Here is a 15228-nt window from a genome sequence, read left to right as displayed (position 1 = left end):
GATGGTCAAACTGGCGCTGAAGCAGTTCCGTGAGATCGGAGAATATTACGGGCGCTGTTTTAACGTTGCTTTGCCTAAATTGTTATGGAGAGAGCGAGAAGCTTGAAGCCGGTGAGATGCTGATCCCTGAAAACGCTGCGCCCCTCGGGGAGACAACAAGAGGCACCGGAACCTATGGCCCCGGTGCCTCGCTACTGAAAAGCCGGTTGAACACCGATTGTTGAACGGGAGCAGAGGCCTCACCCCCTGGTGCAATCTCCCGGAGTCGCCTGCTGCTACGCTGCATGCTCAAGCCTCTCCTTCCCTTCGACGTACACTTTCTTGCCAGCTTCCACCGCCTCGGTTATCGCTCCTTTGCCTGTCTCGTAGAGATCTTTGCCCTTGTCATAGGCGGAAACAACCTTCTCCCGTGTGCGCGATGCGAACCGCTTCAGGTCCTCCCTGGTCTCGCTTCCCGATTTCGGCGCCAGCAGAAGCGCAATGCCTGCCCCAATGCCTGCCCCGATGATACTGCTCGCCAGGATCGGCACGAGGAATGAGCGCCCCTCGCTGCTCAAGGGCTCCAAGGGCTTTTCCTCCACATAGGCCTTCTTGCCGGCTTCAACGGCTTTGCTCACAAACTCTCTGCTCTCTCCGTAGAGGTCCTTGCCTATATCAACAGCCTGTGAGAGCCGGTTGCCGATCCGCTTCAAATCTTTCCTGGTCTCGCTTCCCGATTTCGGCGCCAGCAAGAGCGCTATCCCGGCCCCTAGAGCGCCGCCTGTCAGAACCGGTATCAGGATCGAACCTTTCCTATTCGTTAGTTCCTCTTTCATGATCATTCCTCCTTTCTTCCGTCACTGCCACTGCTCTCAAAAAGGCGAGAGCTCTGCACCTTCATGCTCGTTTGGGAAAAATATTCTTACTTACAATAAAGTATATCACTCGTTCCGGAAAACAGGAAAGAACGACAAGAAATCCGCACAAAAAAGGGGAGAAATGGCACAAGAAGGAGCTGCCCAAGGAGTATCTATAACGAAGGTTGTACCGTAGCCCGACCGCCGATCTCGGCATCGAGCCCATCCCGACCAGTCCATTAAAGAATTCCTTTGCGTCCTTAGCTGCTTCGCGGTAAACTCTCTTTCCCTCTTGATAAGGTTTTTGTTCTTATCTGGTTGATTTCTCGGAGCGACAGATGCGCGACGCGATAACCATATCCGTGAACGGGACCAAGGGCCAGAGACACCCTGCTGGATTGTATGTTCTCTTTTTTACCGAGATGTGGGAGCGGTTCTCCTACTACGGGATGCGGTCTCTGCTGGTATACTACATGATCAAGCACCTGCAATTCACGCAGGAACGGTCGTCCCAGATCTACGGTCTCTATACCGGGTTCGTCTACTTCACACCGCTCTTCGGCGGCATGCTTGCGGACCGGCTCCTGGGGCAGCGACGAACGGTGGTCCTGGGAGGGGTGCTCATGGCCGTCGGACATTTCCTGATGGCCGTTGAGAGCCTGTTCTTCCCGGCGCTGATCTTCCTGATCCTCGGAAACGGCGCCTTCAAGCCGAATATCTCGACGCAGGTCGGGGCGCTTTACCCTGCCCACGACCATCGCCGCGACCGCGCGTTCAGCATATTCTATATGGGCATCAATCTCGGCGCGTTCTTTTCCCCCCTCGTCTGCGGGACCCTCGGCGAGAAGGTGGGGTATCACTGGGGCTTTGCAGCAGCGGGCGTCGGCATGGTGATCGGGCTTCTCGTATATCTCTCGGGCCAGAAGCACCTTGCCCCCGATCTGATCATGCTGAAAAGGGACTCCGGGCAGCGGAAGTCTCCAGAACCGATGACGCGCGAGGACTGGCTGAAGATCGGCGCGATCTTCGTCATGATGGCCCTCTCCATTGTCTTTTGGAGCGTGTACGAGCAGCAGGGCAACACGATGGCGCTCTGGGCCGACGCTAATACGGACCGGATGATCTTCGGCTGGGAGATGCCGGCCTCATGGTTCCAATCGTTCAATCCGCTCATGATCTTCATTTTCGTTCCTCTGCTGAATCTGTTCTGGGGCTGGCAGGACCGCCGAGGAAAAGAACCGTCGAGCATCGCCAAGATGGGGATCGGCTGCATCCTGCTTGCCGCGGCCTTCCTGATCCTGATACCGCCGGCCCGGGAACTGGCCGTCACTCCCCGGGCGAGCCTCTGGTGGCTCACCGCCTGCACCTTCGTGCTCACGCTCGGCGAAGTCTATCTTTCCCCGATCGGCCTCTCGCTGGTGACCAGGATCGCCCCCGCCCGGATCGTTTCCATGATGATGGGCGTCTGGTTCCTCTCGAGCTTTTTCGGCAACTATTTGTCGGGATATCTCGGGACGTTCTGGGAGAAAATGCCCAGGGAGAATTTCTTCCTGCTGATGTTCGTCCTGTCCTTTGCGGCGGGCCTGGCGTTCTTTGCGCTGCTCACACCGCTGAAAAAGGCGATCGGCTATGGCAGGCAGGCGTGAGGATCACACGGAGTCACATCCCGCACGGTCGCTTGGTATCATTAAAACGGCACAAGCCGCCGCGGGGCGCGTTCCCGCCCGGCCTCGGTGCAAGGACCGACATGGGAACGTGGAGACGCGGAGACAGTCCTTCCGGAAAGACCGATAACTCGAATTGGGAAAGTAAGAATACTTCATCATGAACCCGCGCGGGCAAATCAATAAGTGACAACCACACTCTTCACCATCGGCCATTCGGACCGCTCAATCGATGATCTGGTCGCCCTCCTCAAGCAGCACACAATAACCGCGCTGTGTGATGTGCGTTCAACACCGTACAGCAGACGGCATCCCCAGTTCAATCGCGAGCCGCTCAAGAAAGCATTACAGGCCCACGACATCGAGTATGTGTTCCTTGGCGAAGAGGTGGGAGCAAGGCCGAAAGACCGCCCGTGTTACGTCAGCGGGAAGGCGGTTCATCGGAAGATCGCCGCCTCGGCCGTGTTTCAGAAAGGCCTGGAGCGCATCAGGCTTTGCATGCAACAAAACCGTGTCCTTGCCCTTATGTGCGCGGAAAAGGACCCGATGGCCTGCCATCGGTCGATATTGATATGCAGAAACCTGCGCTGCGCGGGCATCGCTATTGAACACATCATCGATTACGAGACCACGGAGGCACAGGCCGACCTTGAGAAGCGCCTGATCGCGCACTTAAGGCTTCAACCCGACCTGTTTGACGACGTTGACCCGGGTGCCTTGATCGAGCGCGCTTATGAGTTGCAAAGCGATCGAATTGCCTATGTTGAAAAAGGCGGGAATGAAATGAAAGAAGTGTAGAACCCCAAGTTTCACTGCAACGCCATCCCTTGTGATATCATTGAAAGAGCCGAGAGAATAACGTAAAGAACGGGACGCCCCATGACGATCAACGTCAGGATATTTTCCGACTACATCTGACCCTTCTGCTACATCGGCGAGGGCCTCGTCGACAAGCTGAGACAGGAGTTCGAGCTCTCCGTCGAGTGGCTGGGCGTCGAGATCCATCCCGAGACGCCGCAGGAAGGAACGCCCATGACCGCACGGTTCCGCCGGGAGGACATCGAACGCATGATGAAGCACCTGCGCCAGATGGGCGCCCCCTTCGGCATCACCTTTGCGGACCGCCCTCTCCTGTCCAATTCACGCAAGGCCCTCATGGCGGCCGAGTTTGCTCGCGACAAGGGCAGGTTCCAGCCGTTCCACGAGGCGCTCTTCTCCGCCTACTTCTCGCAGGGTCTCGACATCGGGAACGTCGACGTCCTCATGCGCGTCGCAGCCGATACCGGCGTTGATCCGGAAGCCATGAAGAACGCGGTTCAAGACGGGACCTATCTGCGGACGCTCCAGAAGGCACATGATGAGGCTACCCGCCTTGGCGTGACCGGGGTGCCGGCCTTTTTCATCGACGAGAAAAAGTCAGTTGTCGGCGCGCAGCCGCTCGAGGTGTTCCGCAAGGCACTCCGTTCGCGATAAGCCCTGCTCCCGAAGCCCCCTATTTCTAAGGAAAAGAACGGTCGGTTTGGTCTTTTTCAGGTACAATAAAAAAACAGGCACGTACCCCGTACCGGAGGCGCCATGGTGAACAACCATTTACCAAAAAATTTCCACTACGATCCGCTCGGAAACGACCCGGAATCCCTCAAGAGGTCCCTCGCCAACCGGCTGATCTACTCGCTCGGCAAGGACCCCATCACCGCCACCCACCGCGACTGGTTCCATACCACGGCCTACGCCGTGCGCGAGCGCCTGATCGAACGCTGGATGGAGACCATGCGCAGCTATTACCAGACCGACGCCAAGCGGGTGTACTATCTGTCCCTGGAATTCCTGATCGGGCGCCTGCTCGCGAACAGCCTGTTGAACCTCGGCGTGTTCGAGGAGTGCCGCGAGGCGTTGAGCGACCTGGAACTGGACATCGACCGCATCCGCGAGCTGGAGCAGGACGCGGGCCTGGGAAACGGCGGACTCGGCAGACTTGCCGCTTGCTTTCTGGACTCGATGGCAACACTTTCCCTTCCCGGGTACGGCTACGGCATCCGCTATGAATACGGCATGTTCAACCAGCGCATCGAGAACGGCTACCAGGTGGAGCACCCGGACAACTGGCTGCGCTACGGCAACCCCTGGGAGTTTCCCCGCCCCGAGGTGCTCTTCCCGGTCAAGTTCGGCGGCCGGGTCGTTCAGGTCAGGGACGAGCACGGCATCGCGCATTTTCACTGGGTAGACACCGAGGACGTGATGGCCATGGCCTACGATACGCCGGTGCCCGGGTACGACACCAGCACCGCGAACAATATGCGGCTCTGGGCCGCGAAGGCCTCGCGCGACTTCAACCTCAAATACTTCAACGAGGGAAACTACATCAAGGCCGTGCAGGAGAAGAACGAGTCGGAGAACCTGTCCAAGGTCCTCTATCCCGACGATACGACCCAGATGGGGCGGGAACTTCGGCTCAAACAGCAGTACTTCTTCGTCTGCGCGTCGCTCCAGGACATCGTGCGGCGCTTCATCAAATACCATCCCGATTTCACGCAGCTCCCGGACAAGGTGGCCATCCAGCTGAACGACACGCACCCATCGATCGCCATTCCCGAGCTTATGCGCGTTCTGATCGACCTCCATCACCTGGACTGGGACAAGGCGTGGGACATCACGCGGAGAACCTTCTCTTATACGAACCATACGCTCATGCCCGAAGCGCTCGAGACCTGGCCGGTAAGCCTCTTCGAGGCGATCCTGCCCCGCCACCTGCAGCTCATCTATGAGATCAACTACCGTTTCCTGGAGGAGGTGCGCCACTGCTGCCCCGGCGACATTGACCGGCTCCGGCGTATGTCCATAGTGGATGAGGAGGGCGGCCGGCGCCTGCGTATGGCGCACCTGGCCATCGTGGGAAGCCATCGCGTGAACGGCGTGTCAAAGATCCACACGGACCTCATGAAAAAAACGATCTTCGCGGACTTCGAGCAGATGTACCCGGACAGGATCATCAACATCACCAACGGCGTGACGCCGCGCCGCTGGCTGCACAAGGCCAACCCGGGCCTGTCCGCGCTCATTACGAACAGCATCGGGAAGCAGTGGATCTGCGACCTGTCGGAGCTCAGGAAGCTCGTTCCCCTCGCTGCGGATCCCGGCTTCCGGAAGAAGTTCCGCGAGGTGAAGCGGGCGCGCAAGGAGCGGCTTGCCGAGATCATCCAGGCGCGGCTCAAGATGCAGGTCGACCCCGGTTCGCTCTTCGACGTGCAGACCAAGCGCATCCACGAATACAAGCGGCAGCTCCTGAACGTGCTGCACGTTGTCACGCGGTACAACCGCATCCGTGAGGAACGGGCCGGAGACCTCGTCTCGCGCACCGTGATCTTTGCGGGCAAGGCCGCGCCGGGCTATGCCATGGCCAAGCTCATCATCAAGCTGATCCATAGCGTGGGCGACGTGGTGAACAACGACCCGGCAGTGGGAGGCGCACTCAAGGTCGTCTTCATCCCCGACTACAACGTGTCGAACGCGGAGAAGATCATCCCGGCCTGCGACCTGTCGGAGCAGATCTCGACGGCGGGCACCGAGGCCTCGGGCACGGGCAACATGAAATTCGCGCTAAACGGCGCGCTCACCATCGGCACGCTCGACGGTGCGAACATCGAGATGCGGGATGAGGTGGGGGAGGAGAATTTCTTCACCTTCGGCAAGACCGCCGACGAGGCCGCTGAGCTGCACGCGAGCGGCTACAATCCCTGGGACGTGTACAACGCGAACGCCGAGCTCAGGCAGGCGCTCGACATGATTAACAGCGGCTATTTCTCGGCCGATGCGCCGGCCAGGTTCCGCCCAATCTTCGACGCGCTCACCGGGTACGGCGACCACTACCTGCTGCTCGCCGACTATGCGTCCTATGTAGCGTGCCAGGAGCATGTCGATGCGCTCTACCGGGACACCGAAGCGTGGATGGAAAAGGCCATTTTGAACGTCGCCGGCATGGGCCGCTTCTCGAGCGACAGGAGCATTACCGAATATGCACGGGACATCTGGGATGTGAAGCCTGTCCGGCGGGACTGATGGCATGAGAATCTTTTTCCCTCTCGGGAAACGAGACGTTGCGCAATCCGGCAAAGGTCATCGCAACTGGCAGTGAGATCGGGCCGGGAAGGGCTACCACCCGGGCCATTGACCCGGCGATCAACCCGGGGAACAGGTGACAAAAAGGTCCGCAGTCCCGATGCCGGCCATAGCCGGTGCGCACTCTTGAGCGGGAACTCGAGCGAGTGGGGCATGCCGGCTGAATAGTGCTGGAGATGCGTCCTGCAGCGAAGGGGAAGAGGCTGCACCAGACAGGCGAGGAACTGCGGTGCGGGGATGCGCAGGGAGATGGCGCGACGGCGCAGGCGGTGAGGCTGAGGATTACGGGTGACGCGGGGGATGTTTACACCTTGAACTCGTCCACCGTGGTCTTCAGCTGCTGAGACAGGCTCTTTAACTCCTCGAATATAGCCTTCAGGTTTTCCGTCGAAGCCTGGGTCTTTACCGCGATGAGCGAGATGTCCTCGATGTTCTTCGCGACCTCTTCCGACGTAGCCGACTGCTCCTCGACGGAGGTCGCGATCTGGGTGATCTCGTCGGCGGTCTTCTGCACCGAGGCCACGATGCTACCCAGGGATTCGCCAGCGGTGGACATGAAGCTGACGCCGTCGGTCACGTGGCCCAGGGCGCTCTTCATCGACTGCTCGGTCTTCTCGGAATCCTCCTGCACAGCCTTGATCTTGATTGCGATCTCGCCAGTGGCGTGCATGGTCTTTGCTGCAAGCTTCCGCACCTCGTCGGCCACTACGGCGAACCCGCGGCCCTGCTCTCCGGCGCGAGCCGCTTCAATGGCCGCGTTCAGGGCGAGCAGATTCGTCTGATCGGCGATCTCGCTGATGACGGAAAGGATGCTGCCGATCTCGAGCACCCGCGCGTTCATCTTCTCGATCATCGCGGCCAGCTCGCGGGTGGACTCTCCGGCGGCGGTGATCTTGTCCATGGATTGCCTCACCACATCCTTGCCCCGGTTGGCGACTTCCATGGCATCCCGTGCCGACAGCGAGGCCGTCGTGCTGTTCTTCGAGATGCCCTGCGCGGTCTGGGACATCTCCTCGGCCGCGGTCGCGATCTGAGCAGCCTGCTGCGCCTGCTGGCCGGTCCCCCGCAGTGTTTCGTCCACAGCATCCTTGAGAAGCGTCGCATTCTTCGACAGGTCTCCGGTAACGTTCGCAACACCGCGGATGGCCGACCCCAGACCCTCCGCCATCTGGTTGATGGACGTGGACAGCTGGCCGATGTCGTCGTCGAACACGACATTGAGCCGCCCCTGGAAGTCCTTTCGCGATGCACCCTCAACGATGTGAATGACCTTCGCAAGAGGCGAGATGAGCGCGGTGTTCACGGCGAAGAGCAGAATGCCGATGCCGGCGAGGGAGAGAAGCATGGTTATGAGCGCAATAATGGTGCGGGTCTTCGCCACGGACTCCCGGGTCGTTTTCATGGAGGTGCTGATGCTGAGAGCGCCGAGGACATCTCCTTCCCTGGCTCCATCACTATGGCAGGGAATGCAGTTCGATCCCATGTAATTGGTGACATTGATGTACGGAAACACGCCCCTCAGGTATTCTTCCCCATTGATCAGATCGATGGTGAATGTCGGCTTCCCTGTTTTGAAAACCTCTTTTTCCGAATCGTCCCGCGGGTAATCTTCTGCCGGCTTCCGGCCGTACTGCCTGTTCAGGATTTCCCCCCAGACCATCCGGACCGGGAGCATCTTGTTCATATGTTCCAGAAAGGGCTTCTTGTGGTCCTTCATCATGCCCGTGATCATGTAATCCGTCATCACGCCGAACACGGTCTCCGACAGATTGGTCAGGTCGCGCCTGCTCTGCTCCATGGACAGATCATGGACCTTGAGCCCTACCCAGGTGCTGTTGGCAAGCCCTACCCCCGCCATGAGAATCACGACAGGCAGCATCAGTTTCCATTTGATAGTAATATTTTTTATTCTTTCAATTAGTCTCACGAAACACTCCATCGGCGGCATGGTTGCCGGCTTAATACTATATCGGTTTTTTATTGGAAAACTTTACTTTAATATTAAGCTGTTCGCGTTTGAGCTCACGGGCAGGAGCGGCCGATGTGGGCTTACGCGTACTCTCCTTTCATTGACAGCACGATCTGGAAGCGGCTATACTTAACTGCATGGGGGGCCATGAAAGCACTCTATTACGATGAACTGAAAGGTTTCCAGGGAATCAAGGTCGGCGAATTCCCGATTCCCGAGATTGCTGAAAACGAGGTCCTGGTCAAGGTCAAGGCCTTCTCGCTGAACCACCTTGATGTCTGGGTGATGGGAGGGAAGTATCCCGTTTCGGTGCCGTTGCCGCATATCTTCGGATCCGACGCTTCGGGCATCATAGAGCGGGCGGGAACGGCGGTCGATCATCTGAAAGCCGGAGACGAAGTAATCCTCTTCCCCGGGCTATCCTGCGGCCGCTGCGAACGCTGCCTGAGCGGCCGCGACAACGAATGCGCCGGCTTTTCGGTCCTGGGCGTACTGACCCAGGGGGTATCAGCGGAGTATGCCAGGGTCCCCGCAGCGAACATCTTCAAGAAGCCCGAAGGCCTGACCTTCGAGGAGGCTGCGGGTGTGGGCGTCACGTACACGACCGCCTGGAACTCCCTGGTGCTTCGAGCAGGCATCCAGCAGGGAGACACGGTGCTGGTCCATGCGGCCGGGAGCGGGGCGGGCAGCGCGCTCATCCAGGTTGCGAAGCTCTTTAACGCCACAATCATCGCCACGGTCGGCGACGACTGGAAGATCGCGAAAGCGAAGGACCTTGGCGCCGATTTCGTCATCAACCACCGCAGGGAGGATTTTGCCGAGTCGGTGAAGCGCATCACGATGGGCGCGCTGGCTGACATCGCCGTCGACCACGTGGGCGGGGCGACCTTCAACAAATCCCTGTCCTGCCTGAGGCGCGGGGGCAGGCTCGTCACCTTCGGCGCGACCGGCGGGGACGAGGTGCCGATCAGCCTGCGCTATGTGTTCGGCAAGAACATTACCATCCACGGCGTGTATGTGGGGCCGAAGGCTGCCATGCACCATTCTTTGAAACTGATGCCCCACAAGATCAGGACGGTGATCGATTCCGTGTTCGAATTTTCCGATGCGAAGAAGGCGTACGAGAAGCTGCTGAGCAGGCAATTCTTCGGAAAGATCGTGGTGCGGGTCTGATGGTCGATCCTGCAGTGCGCAGAGGACGCAGAGAAAGACCGGCGACCCCAACAATACTCGACACTGACAAACGCGGATGAACGCTGAAAAAGCGGGCCTAAAAAAATGAAGAGCCAACTGTCCCATCCCTCGAGGTTTTTTCATACGTTATCAGTGCCCATCAGTGTCAAAAAAAGTGTTCTTTCGCCTTCGCGGTAAAATCCCCCCTTCATTCTTGAAAAAATCCAATCGCGAGCACTTCAGAGGACGGCCATTCGCACCGGTCAATTCATTCAAAAGAGCGTTCAATTCGCCTGCCGCGGCAACATTCATGTTGAAATCATCATGCCGTTGTGAAATAATGGGTGATCACTTTTGAAAGGGAACGAAGCGGGTGTACTGATGGTTCTTGAGGCGATCATACTGGGCATTGTGCAGGGGGTTGCGGAATTCCTGCCGATCAGCTCTTCTGCGCACCTGATCCTGCTCCCCTGGATCTTCGGGTGGCAGGGCACCCTCGTGGACAGTCTGACCTTTGACGTGGCGCTGCACGCGGGCACGCTCGTCGCGATCCTGGCCTTTTTCTGGAAGGACTGGGTCGACCTGATCAGGAAACTGCTCGCCGGCCTGGGCGACGGCGCCTGGAAGACCGGGGAGGGGAGACTCGTCTGGTACATCGTGCTTGCCACGGTGCCGGCGGGCATCCTGGGGCTCAAGTACGAGCATGTCATCGAGGAAAACTTCCGGAATCCCCCGCTGATCGCCGCGGCGCTCGGCATCTTCAGCATCGTGATTTGGTCCGTTGATCGGTTCTCGCGCAAGGCCGCGACCATCGACCGGATGAAGCTGGGGCACGCCATCATCATCGGCTGCGCCCAGGCCCTTGCCCTCGTTCCTGGAGTCTCACGCTCAGGCAGCACGATCGTCGGCGGCCTCGTGACGGGGTACACGCGCGAGAGCGCTGCACGGTTCTCCTTCCTGCTGTCCACGCCGGTCATTGCCGGCGCGGCGCTCCTGAAGCTCAGGAAACTCCACCTCGCGCCGGGCGAACTGCTTCCCTTCGGCCTGGGCGTTGCCAGTTCGGCCCTGGTGGGGTACCTGAGCATCAAATTCCTGCTCGCCTACCTCAACCGGCATTCGCTGAATCTCTTCGTCGGATATCGCCTGGCGCTGGCCGCGGCGGTCATGGTGATGTGGATGCTGAGAGCATGACGGGGGACTGACTCAAGGAATTATGGCGGTTTCCGCGGAAAAACATAAGCACGGGAACGAGATGGCGGCGCTGCTGCTCTTCGCCGCCGGTCTCCTGATCATGCTGAGCCTGGTCTCGTACAGCGCGTCGGACCCCTGCTTCAGCATCTCGGGCTCGGGCGGCGAAACGAAGAACTATATCGGCATCTTCGGTGCCTATCTCTCTGACGCGCTGCTACACCTCTTCGGACTGTCGTCCTATTTCCTCCCGCTCTATCTCTTCGGCTATGCCGTTTACTTCGCCGTCCAGGGCCGTGCCGTGCATCCCAATCTTAAGAAGGTCGGAGGCCTTGTACTCTTCATCTCCTTTGCGGCCTTTTGCGGGCTCCAGAATGAGAAGGTTTCGCTCTTCCGCGAAGAGGTGCCTTCAGGCGGCATGCTGGGCGGCGCCGCTTCCTATCTTCTGCTCAAGGGATTTTCGTCTCCCGGAGCCTACATCATTACGCTGACCGCCATGGTCATCTCCCTGATGCTGCTCACGCCGTTCTCGCCGCTCAAGGCCCTGGCATGGCTCCGCGACGTGTCAGGCCGGCTTCTCGAACGCCTGGACCTGCTCATGGCGGTACGCCGGGGCAGGAGGGAGAAGGCGAGAGAGGCGAAGCAGCGGCCCGTGCTCCCCAAGGAGCCGCCGAAGATCGTCGACACGAAGACCGCCGCCTTCGCGAAGGAGCCCCGGCCCGAGAAGCAGCCGAAGCCGGTGCAGGCGACCTTCGAATTCATGGAGCCGAAGGACGGCAAGGGCGCATACCAGTTGCCGACCCCCGACCTGCTCGATCCTCTGCCACACATCACGAAAAAGATCTCGAAGGAGGACATGCTCGCCCAATCCGAACTGCTCGCGCGCAAGCTCCAGGATTTCGACATCCAGGGCCGGGTGACCCAGGTTTACCCCGGCCCCGTGGTCACCATGTTCGAGTTTGAGCCGGCGCCGGGCGTGAAGGTGAGCAGGATCGTGAATCTCGCCGACGACCTTGCGCTGTCCATGAAGGCGGCGTCCGTGCGCATCGTGGCCCCGTTGCCCGGCAAGGCGGCCGTGGGCATCGAGGTGCCGAACAACACGCGCGAGACCGTCTACTTCCGGCAGATCCTCGAATCGCCCGAATACCAGTCTCATAAATCGAAGCTTAAGATACCCCTCGGCAAGGACATCTTCGGGGCGTCGGTGGTCTCGAGCATCGAGAAGATGCCCCACCTCCTTGTGGCCGGCGCGACCGGCTCGGGGAAAAGTGTTGCCATCAACTCCATCATCATGGCGCTTCTGTTCAACGCCCGTCCGAACGAGGTAAAGCTCGCACTCGTGGACCCCAAGATGCTCGAGCTGTCGCTTTACAACGATATTCCCCACTTGTTGACGCCGGTCGTGACGCAGCCCAAGAAGGCGGCCGAGACGCTTCGGGCGCTGGTCGCCGAGATGGAGCGTCGGTACCGCCAGCTCGCGGAAAAGGGTTCGAAGAACATCGAGTCCTTCAACAAGGCCGTGTCCGACGCGGAGCGGCTGCCGTTCATTGTGGTGATCATCGACGAACTGGCGGACCTCATGATGACGGTGCAGCGCGAGGTCGAGGACTCGATCATGCGTCTGGCCCAGATGGCCCGCGCCGCGGGGATCCACCTGATCGTGGCGACCCAGCGGCCGAGCGTGGACGTCATCACGGGGCTCATCAAGGCCAACCTCCCCGCGCGGATCTCCTTCCAGGTGTCATCCAAGACCGACTCGCGCACGATCCTGGATGCGAACGGCGCCGAGAACCTCCTGGGCATGGGCGACATGCTGTTCCTCCCGCCAGGCTCCGCCCACCTCGTCCGCGTCCACGGGTGCTTCGAGTCCGAAGCCGAGATCAAGCGCGTCGTGGAGTTCGTGAAGAGGCAGGGAAGGCCGAACTACGAACTTCTCCAGCAGCGGGTCAAGGAGGTCGCCGAGGCCGAGGTCGCGGAGGTGGAGGACGGAGAGCGGGACGAGCTGTACAACCGGGCCGTGGAGCTGGTCCAGCTGAACGGCCAGGCCTCGACGTCCTTCCTGCAGCGCAGGCTGCGCGTGGGCTACAACCGCGCCGCCCGCATGATCGAGATGATGCAGGAGGACGGCATCGTTGGCCCGGCGGACGGCGCCAAGCCGCGGGAAGTGCTCGTGCGCAAGAACATGGACGGGACCGTGAGGAGCCTCGATGATTGACCGCGGCCGTGCGATGCAGTTTCTGTCCTATACTAAAATTGATGTTTCCTGCCCGTTCCACCTGTCCGCTCCCGGTGATCGAGCCCCTTCTGCGTCCTCGTGCCGGAGGGTTTCTTGAAAAAGCTCGGCTATCTGGAAAGTCTGCGTGGGATTGCCGCGCTGGTCGTGGTGTTCGCCCATTATGCCGTGGGCTTCTACCCAGCCCTCTTCTGGCCCGGGGCAGACCATGCCCATACAGCCGGGAACGTGGAGTTCCTCATTGCCGGAACGCCGCTCAACGTGCTGTACAACGGCGACTTCTCGGTCTCCATCTTCTTCGTCCTGAGCGGATTCGTCCTGAGCTACAAGTTCTTCAAGGACCGGACGTCGGACGTTCTGCTTGCGCCCCTCGTTGCCAAGCGATACGTACGCCTGCTCGTCCCCGTCCTGTTCTCCAACGTCCTCGCCTACGCAATGCTGTCATCATCGCTTTTTTTCAGCGGCCCCGCGAGCGCAATTACCCGATCAAGCGAGTGGCTGGTCGGGTTCTGGCGCTTCGGTCCTAATATCTGGACCATGCTCCGGGAGTCCTTCTACGGCAACTTCCTCCACAACGAAAACTTGTACAACAGGGGAAGAGGTTCGATCCTCAGTTCTTGCGCCGGATGGCAATTAATACTATAATGGCACCTGTGATGAAACGGCTCCCCCGGACAAGCAAGGCTCTCATCATTCTCGCGTCAGCGGGCCTCGCGGTGCTCACACCCGCCCTCCTGCCCGCGCAGAGCGTGGACGAGGCCGTTCTTTCCGTCGAGAAGCATTATCAGGGCGTCAGCGACCTGACGGCCAATGTCATCCAGAAGAACTTTCTCAAGACGCTGGACAAGACACAGACCTTCGAAGGCAGGCTCTGGATCAAGAAGCCGGGCAAGCTCAAGCTCGAGTACGCGAACGGGCAGCTCATCCTCATCGACGGCAAGGCCGCGCTCTTCTATTCGAAGAAAAGCGAGCAGGTGATCAAAAAGGCCTTCTCCGATTTCGAACATATGAACGTCCCTGTTGCGTTCCTGCTCGGAGCGGCGCATATCCGCAATGATTTTGACGTTCTGCAGCCCGACCCGAGGGCGCCCCGCCAGCTCGAATTGATTCCCAGGAAGTCCGGGGCCGCCATGAGGAAACTGCAGCTGGACTCGGACGAGAACGGCCGCGTCACCGGCCTCACGATCCATGACCGGTCCGGCAACGTAACGGAAATACGCTTTACCGGCGTGCGGGAAAACGAGGGACTGGATGACAGGCAATTCACGTTCACGGCGCCGAAGGGGACGGAAGTAATCGAACAGTAGGATCATCGCAAAACGAAAGGATCATCGCAAAACGAAAAATGCACGTTGAAAATTCGCCACACTTCATTTTCGCCGGAGGTGTCACATGGCAGCAGAGAATTCATTCGACATCGTTTCGAAGATCAATATGGCAGAGGTGACGAATGCCGTGAGCCAGGCGATGAAGGAGATCGGGCAGCGGTTCGACTTCAAGGGCAGCAAGTCGAACATAACCCAGGAGAAAGATGCCCTCGTGATTGTATCGGACGATGAGTACAAACTGAAAAGTGTGGTCGACATCCTGCAGACGAAGCTTGTCAAGCGGGGTGTGCCGGTCAAGAACCTTTCCTTTGGCAAGATGGAGTCGGCCCTCGCAGGAACCGTCCGCCAGCGGCTCGGCCTGCAGCAGGGCATCCCGACTGACAAGGCAAAGGAGATCGTAAAAGCCATCAAAGACTCGAAGATGAAGGTTCAGGCGGCGATCCAGGCCGACCAGGTCCGCGTATCGGGCAAAAGCAGGGATGATCTGCAGACAGCTATCCAGCTCCTCAAGGGAAAGGATTTCGGGATCGAACTGCAATTCGAGAACTACCGGAGCTCATGAGGGGCTCAAGCGCATCGAAATCGCGGCTGTCCCACCAATCCGTCCCCTCACCTGGCAGGGTCTGGCATCTGCCGGAATAACGGCCGGGAAGTACGGCAGACAGTAATCAAAAAGCATCAACGACTCTGCAACAAAGGTATTCCCTGCCACCAGCGGTCC

The 15228-nt window shown here is 59.3% G+C and carries 12 protein-coding genes; 10 read left to right on the top strand and 2 right to left on the bottom strand.

Features of this window, described 5'->3' with window-relative positions; translation table 11 throughout:
• Positions 1-275 precede the first annotated feature (275 nt).
• Positions 276-815, bottom strand: coding sequence for a YtxH domain-containing protein (locus VL197_10770; protein ID HUJ18459.1), 540 nt, complete (start codon positions 813-815; stop codon positions 276-278).
• A 359-nt stretch (positions 816-1174) separates the two neighbouring features.
• Between VL197_10770 and VL197_10765 the strand changes: the two genes are divergently transcribed.
• From VL197_10765 to VL197_10750, 4 genes are all read left to right on the top strand, one after another.
• A complete protein-coding gene (locus tag VL197_10765; protein ID HUJ18458.1) occupies positions 1175-2482 on the top strand; it encodes a peptide MFS transporter in 1308 nt (435 codons plus the stop codon).
• Between the two features lie 204 nt (positions 2483-2686).
• Positions 2687-3298 (top strand): DUF488 domain-containing protein, encoded by a 612-nt coding sequence (locus tag VL197_10760; GenBank protein ID HUJ18457.1) that lies wholly within the window; start codon positions 2687-2689, stop codon positions 3296-3298.
• Positions 3299-3430: 132 nt separating this feature from the next.
• On the top strand, positions 3431-3973 hold the full coding sequence (locus tag VL197_10755; GenBank protein ID HUJ18456.1) for a DsbA family protein: 543 nt from the start codon (positions 3431-3433) through the stop codon (positions 3971-3973).
• 102 nt (positions 3974-4075) lie between these two features.
• Positions 4076-6556 carry a glycogen/starch/alpha-glucan phosphorylase gene (locus VL197_10750; GenBank protein ID HUJ18455.1) on the top strand — a complete coding sequence of 827 codons (2481 nt, stop codon included), beginning with the start codon at positions 4076-4078 and terminating at the stop codon, positions 6554-6556.
• A 364-nt stretch (positions 6557-6920) separates the two neighbouring features.
• Here the strand turns inward: VL197_10750 and VL197_10745 are convergent, their stop codons facing one another.
• Entirely contained in the window at positions 6921-8543 is a 1623-nt protein-coding gene (locus VL197_10745) for a methyl-accepting chemotaxis protein (GenBank protein HUJ18454.1), read from the bottom strand.
• Between the two features lie 189 nt (positions 8544-8732).
• Here VL197_10745 and VL197_10740 point away from each other — a divergent pair, with 189 nt between their 5' ends.
• The 6 genes from VL197_10740 to VL197_10715 all read left to right on the top strand — a co-directional run bounded on the left by VL197_10740 (position 8733) and on the right by VL197_10715 (position 15069).
• On the top strand, positions 8733-9758 hold the full coding sequence (locus VL197_10740) for a zinc-binding dehydrogenase (protein HUJ18453.1): 1026 nt from the start codon (positions 8733-8735) through the stop codon (positions 9756-9758).
• Positions 9759-10112: 354 nt separating this feature from the next.
• Complete coding sequence (uppP, locus tag VL197_10735; GenBank protein ID HUJ18452.1) at positions 10113-10949, top strand: undecaprenyl-diphosphatase UppP; 837 nt, start codon at positions 10113-10115, stop codon at positions 10947-10949.
• Positions 10950-10971: 22 nt separating this feature from the next.
• Positions 10972-13161, top strand: a complete 2190-nt coding sequence (locus tag VL197_10730) for a DNA translocase FtsK (GenBank protein HUJ18451.1) — start codon at positions 10972-10974, stop codon at positions 13159-13161.
• Positions 13162-13275: 114 nt separating this feature from the next.
• Complete coding sequence (locus tag VL197_10725; protein HUJ18450.1) at positions 13276-13824, top strand: acyltransferase family protein; 549 nt, start codon at positions 13276-13278, stop codon at positions 13822-13824.
• 11 nt (positions 13825-13835) lie between these two features.
• Entirely contained in the window at positions 13836-14486 is a 651-nt protein-coding gene (locus VL197_10720) for an outer membrane lipoprotein carrier protein LolA (GenBank protein HUJ18449.1), read from the top strand.
• Between the two features lie 85 nt (positions 14487-14571).
• Positions 14572-15069, top strand: a complete 498-nt coding sequence (locus tag VL197_10715; protein ID HUJ18448.1) for a YajQ family cyclic di-GMP-binding protein — start codon at positions 14572-14574, stop codon at positions 15067-15069.
• The last annotated feature ends 159 nt before the right edge of the window (positions 15070-15228 follow it).

The organism is Nitrospirota bacterium, from assembly GCA_035516965.1.
Taxonomy (GTDB): Bacteria; Nitrospirota; UBA9217; order UBA9217; family UBA9217; genus MHEA01.
Note: the sequence above shows the minus strand (reverse complement) of the source record. Positions and strands in the feature narration are given on the sequence as shown.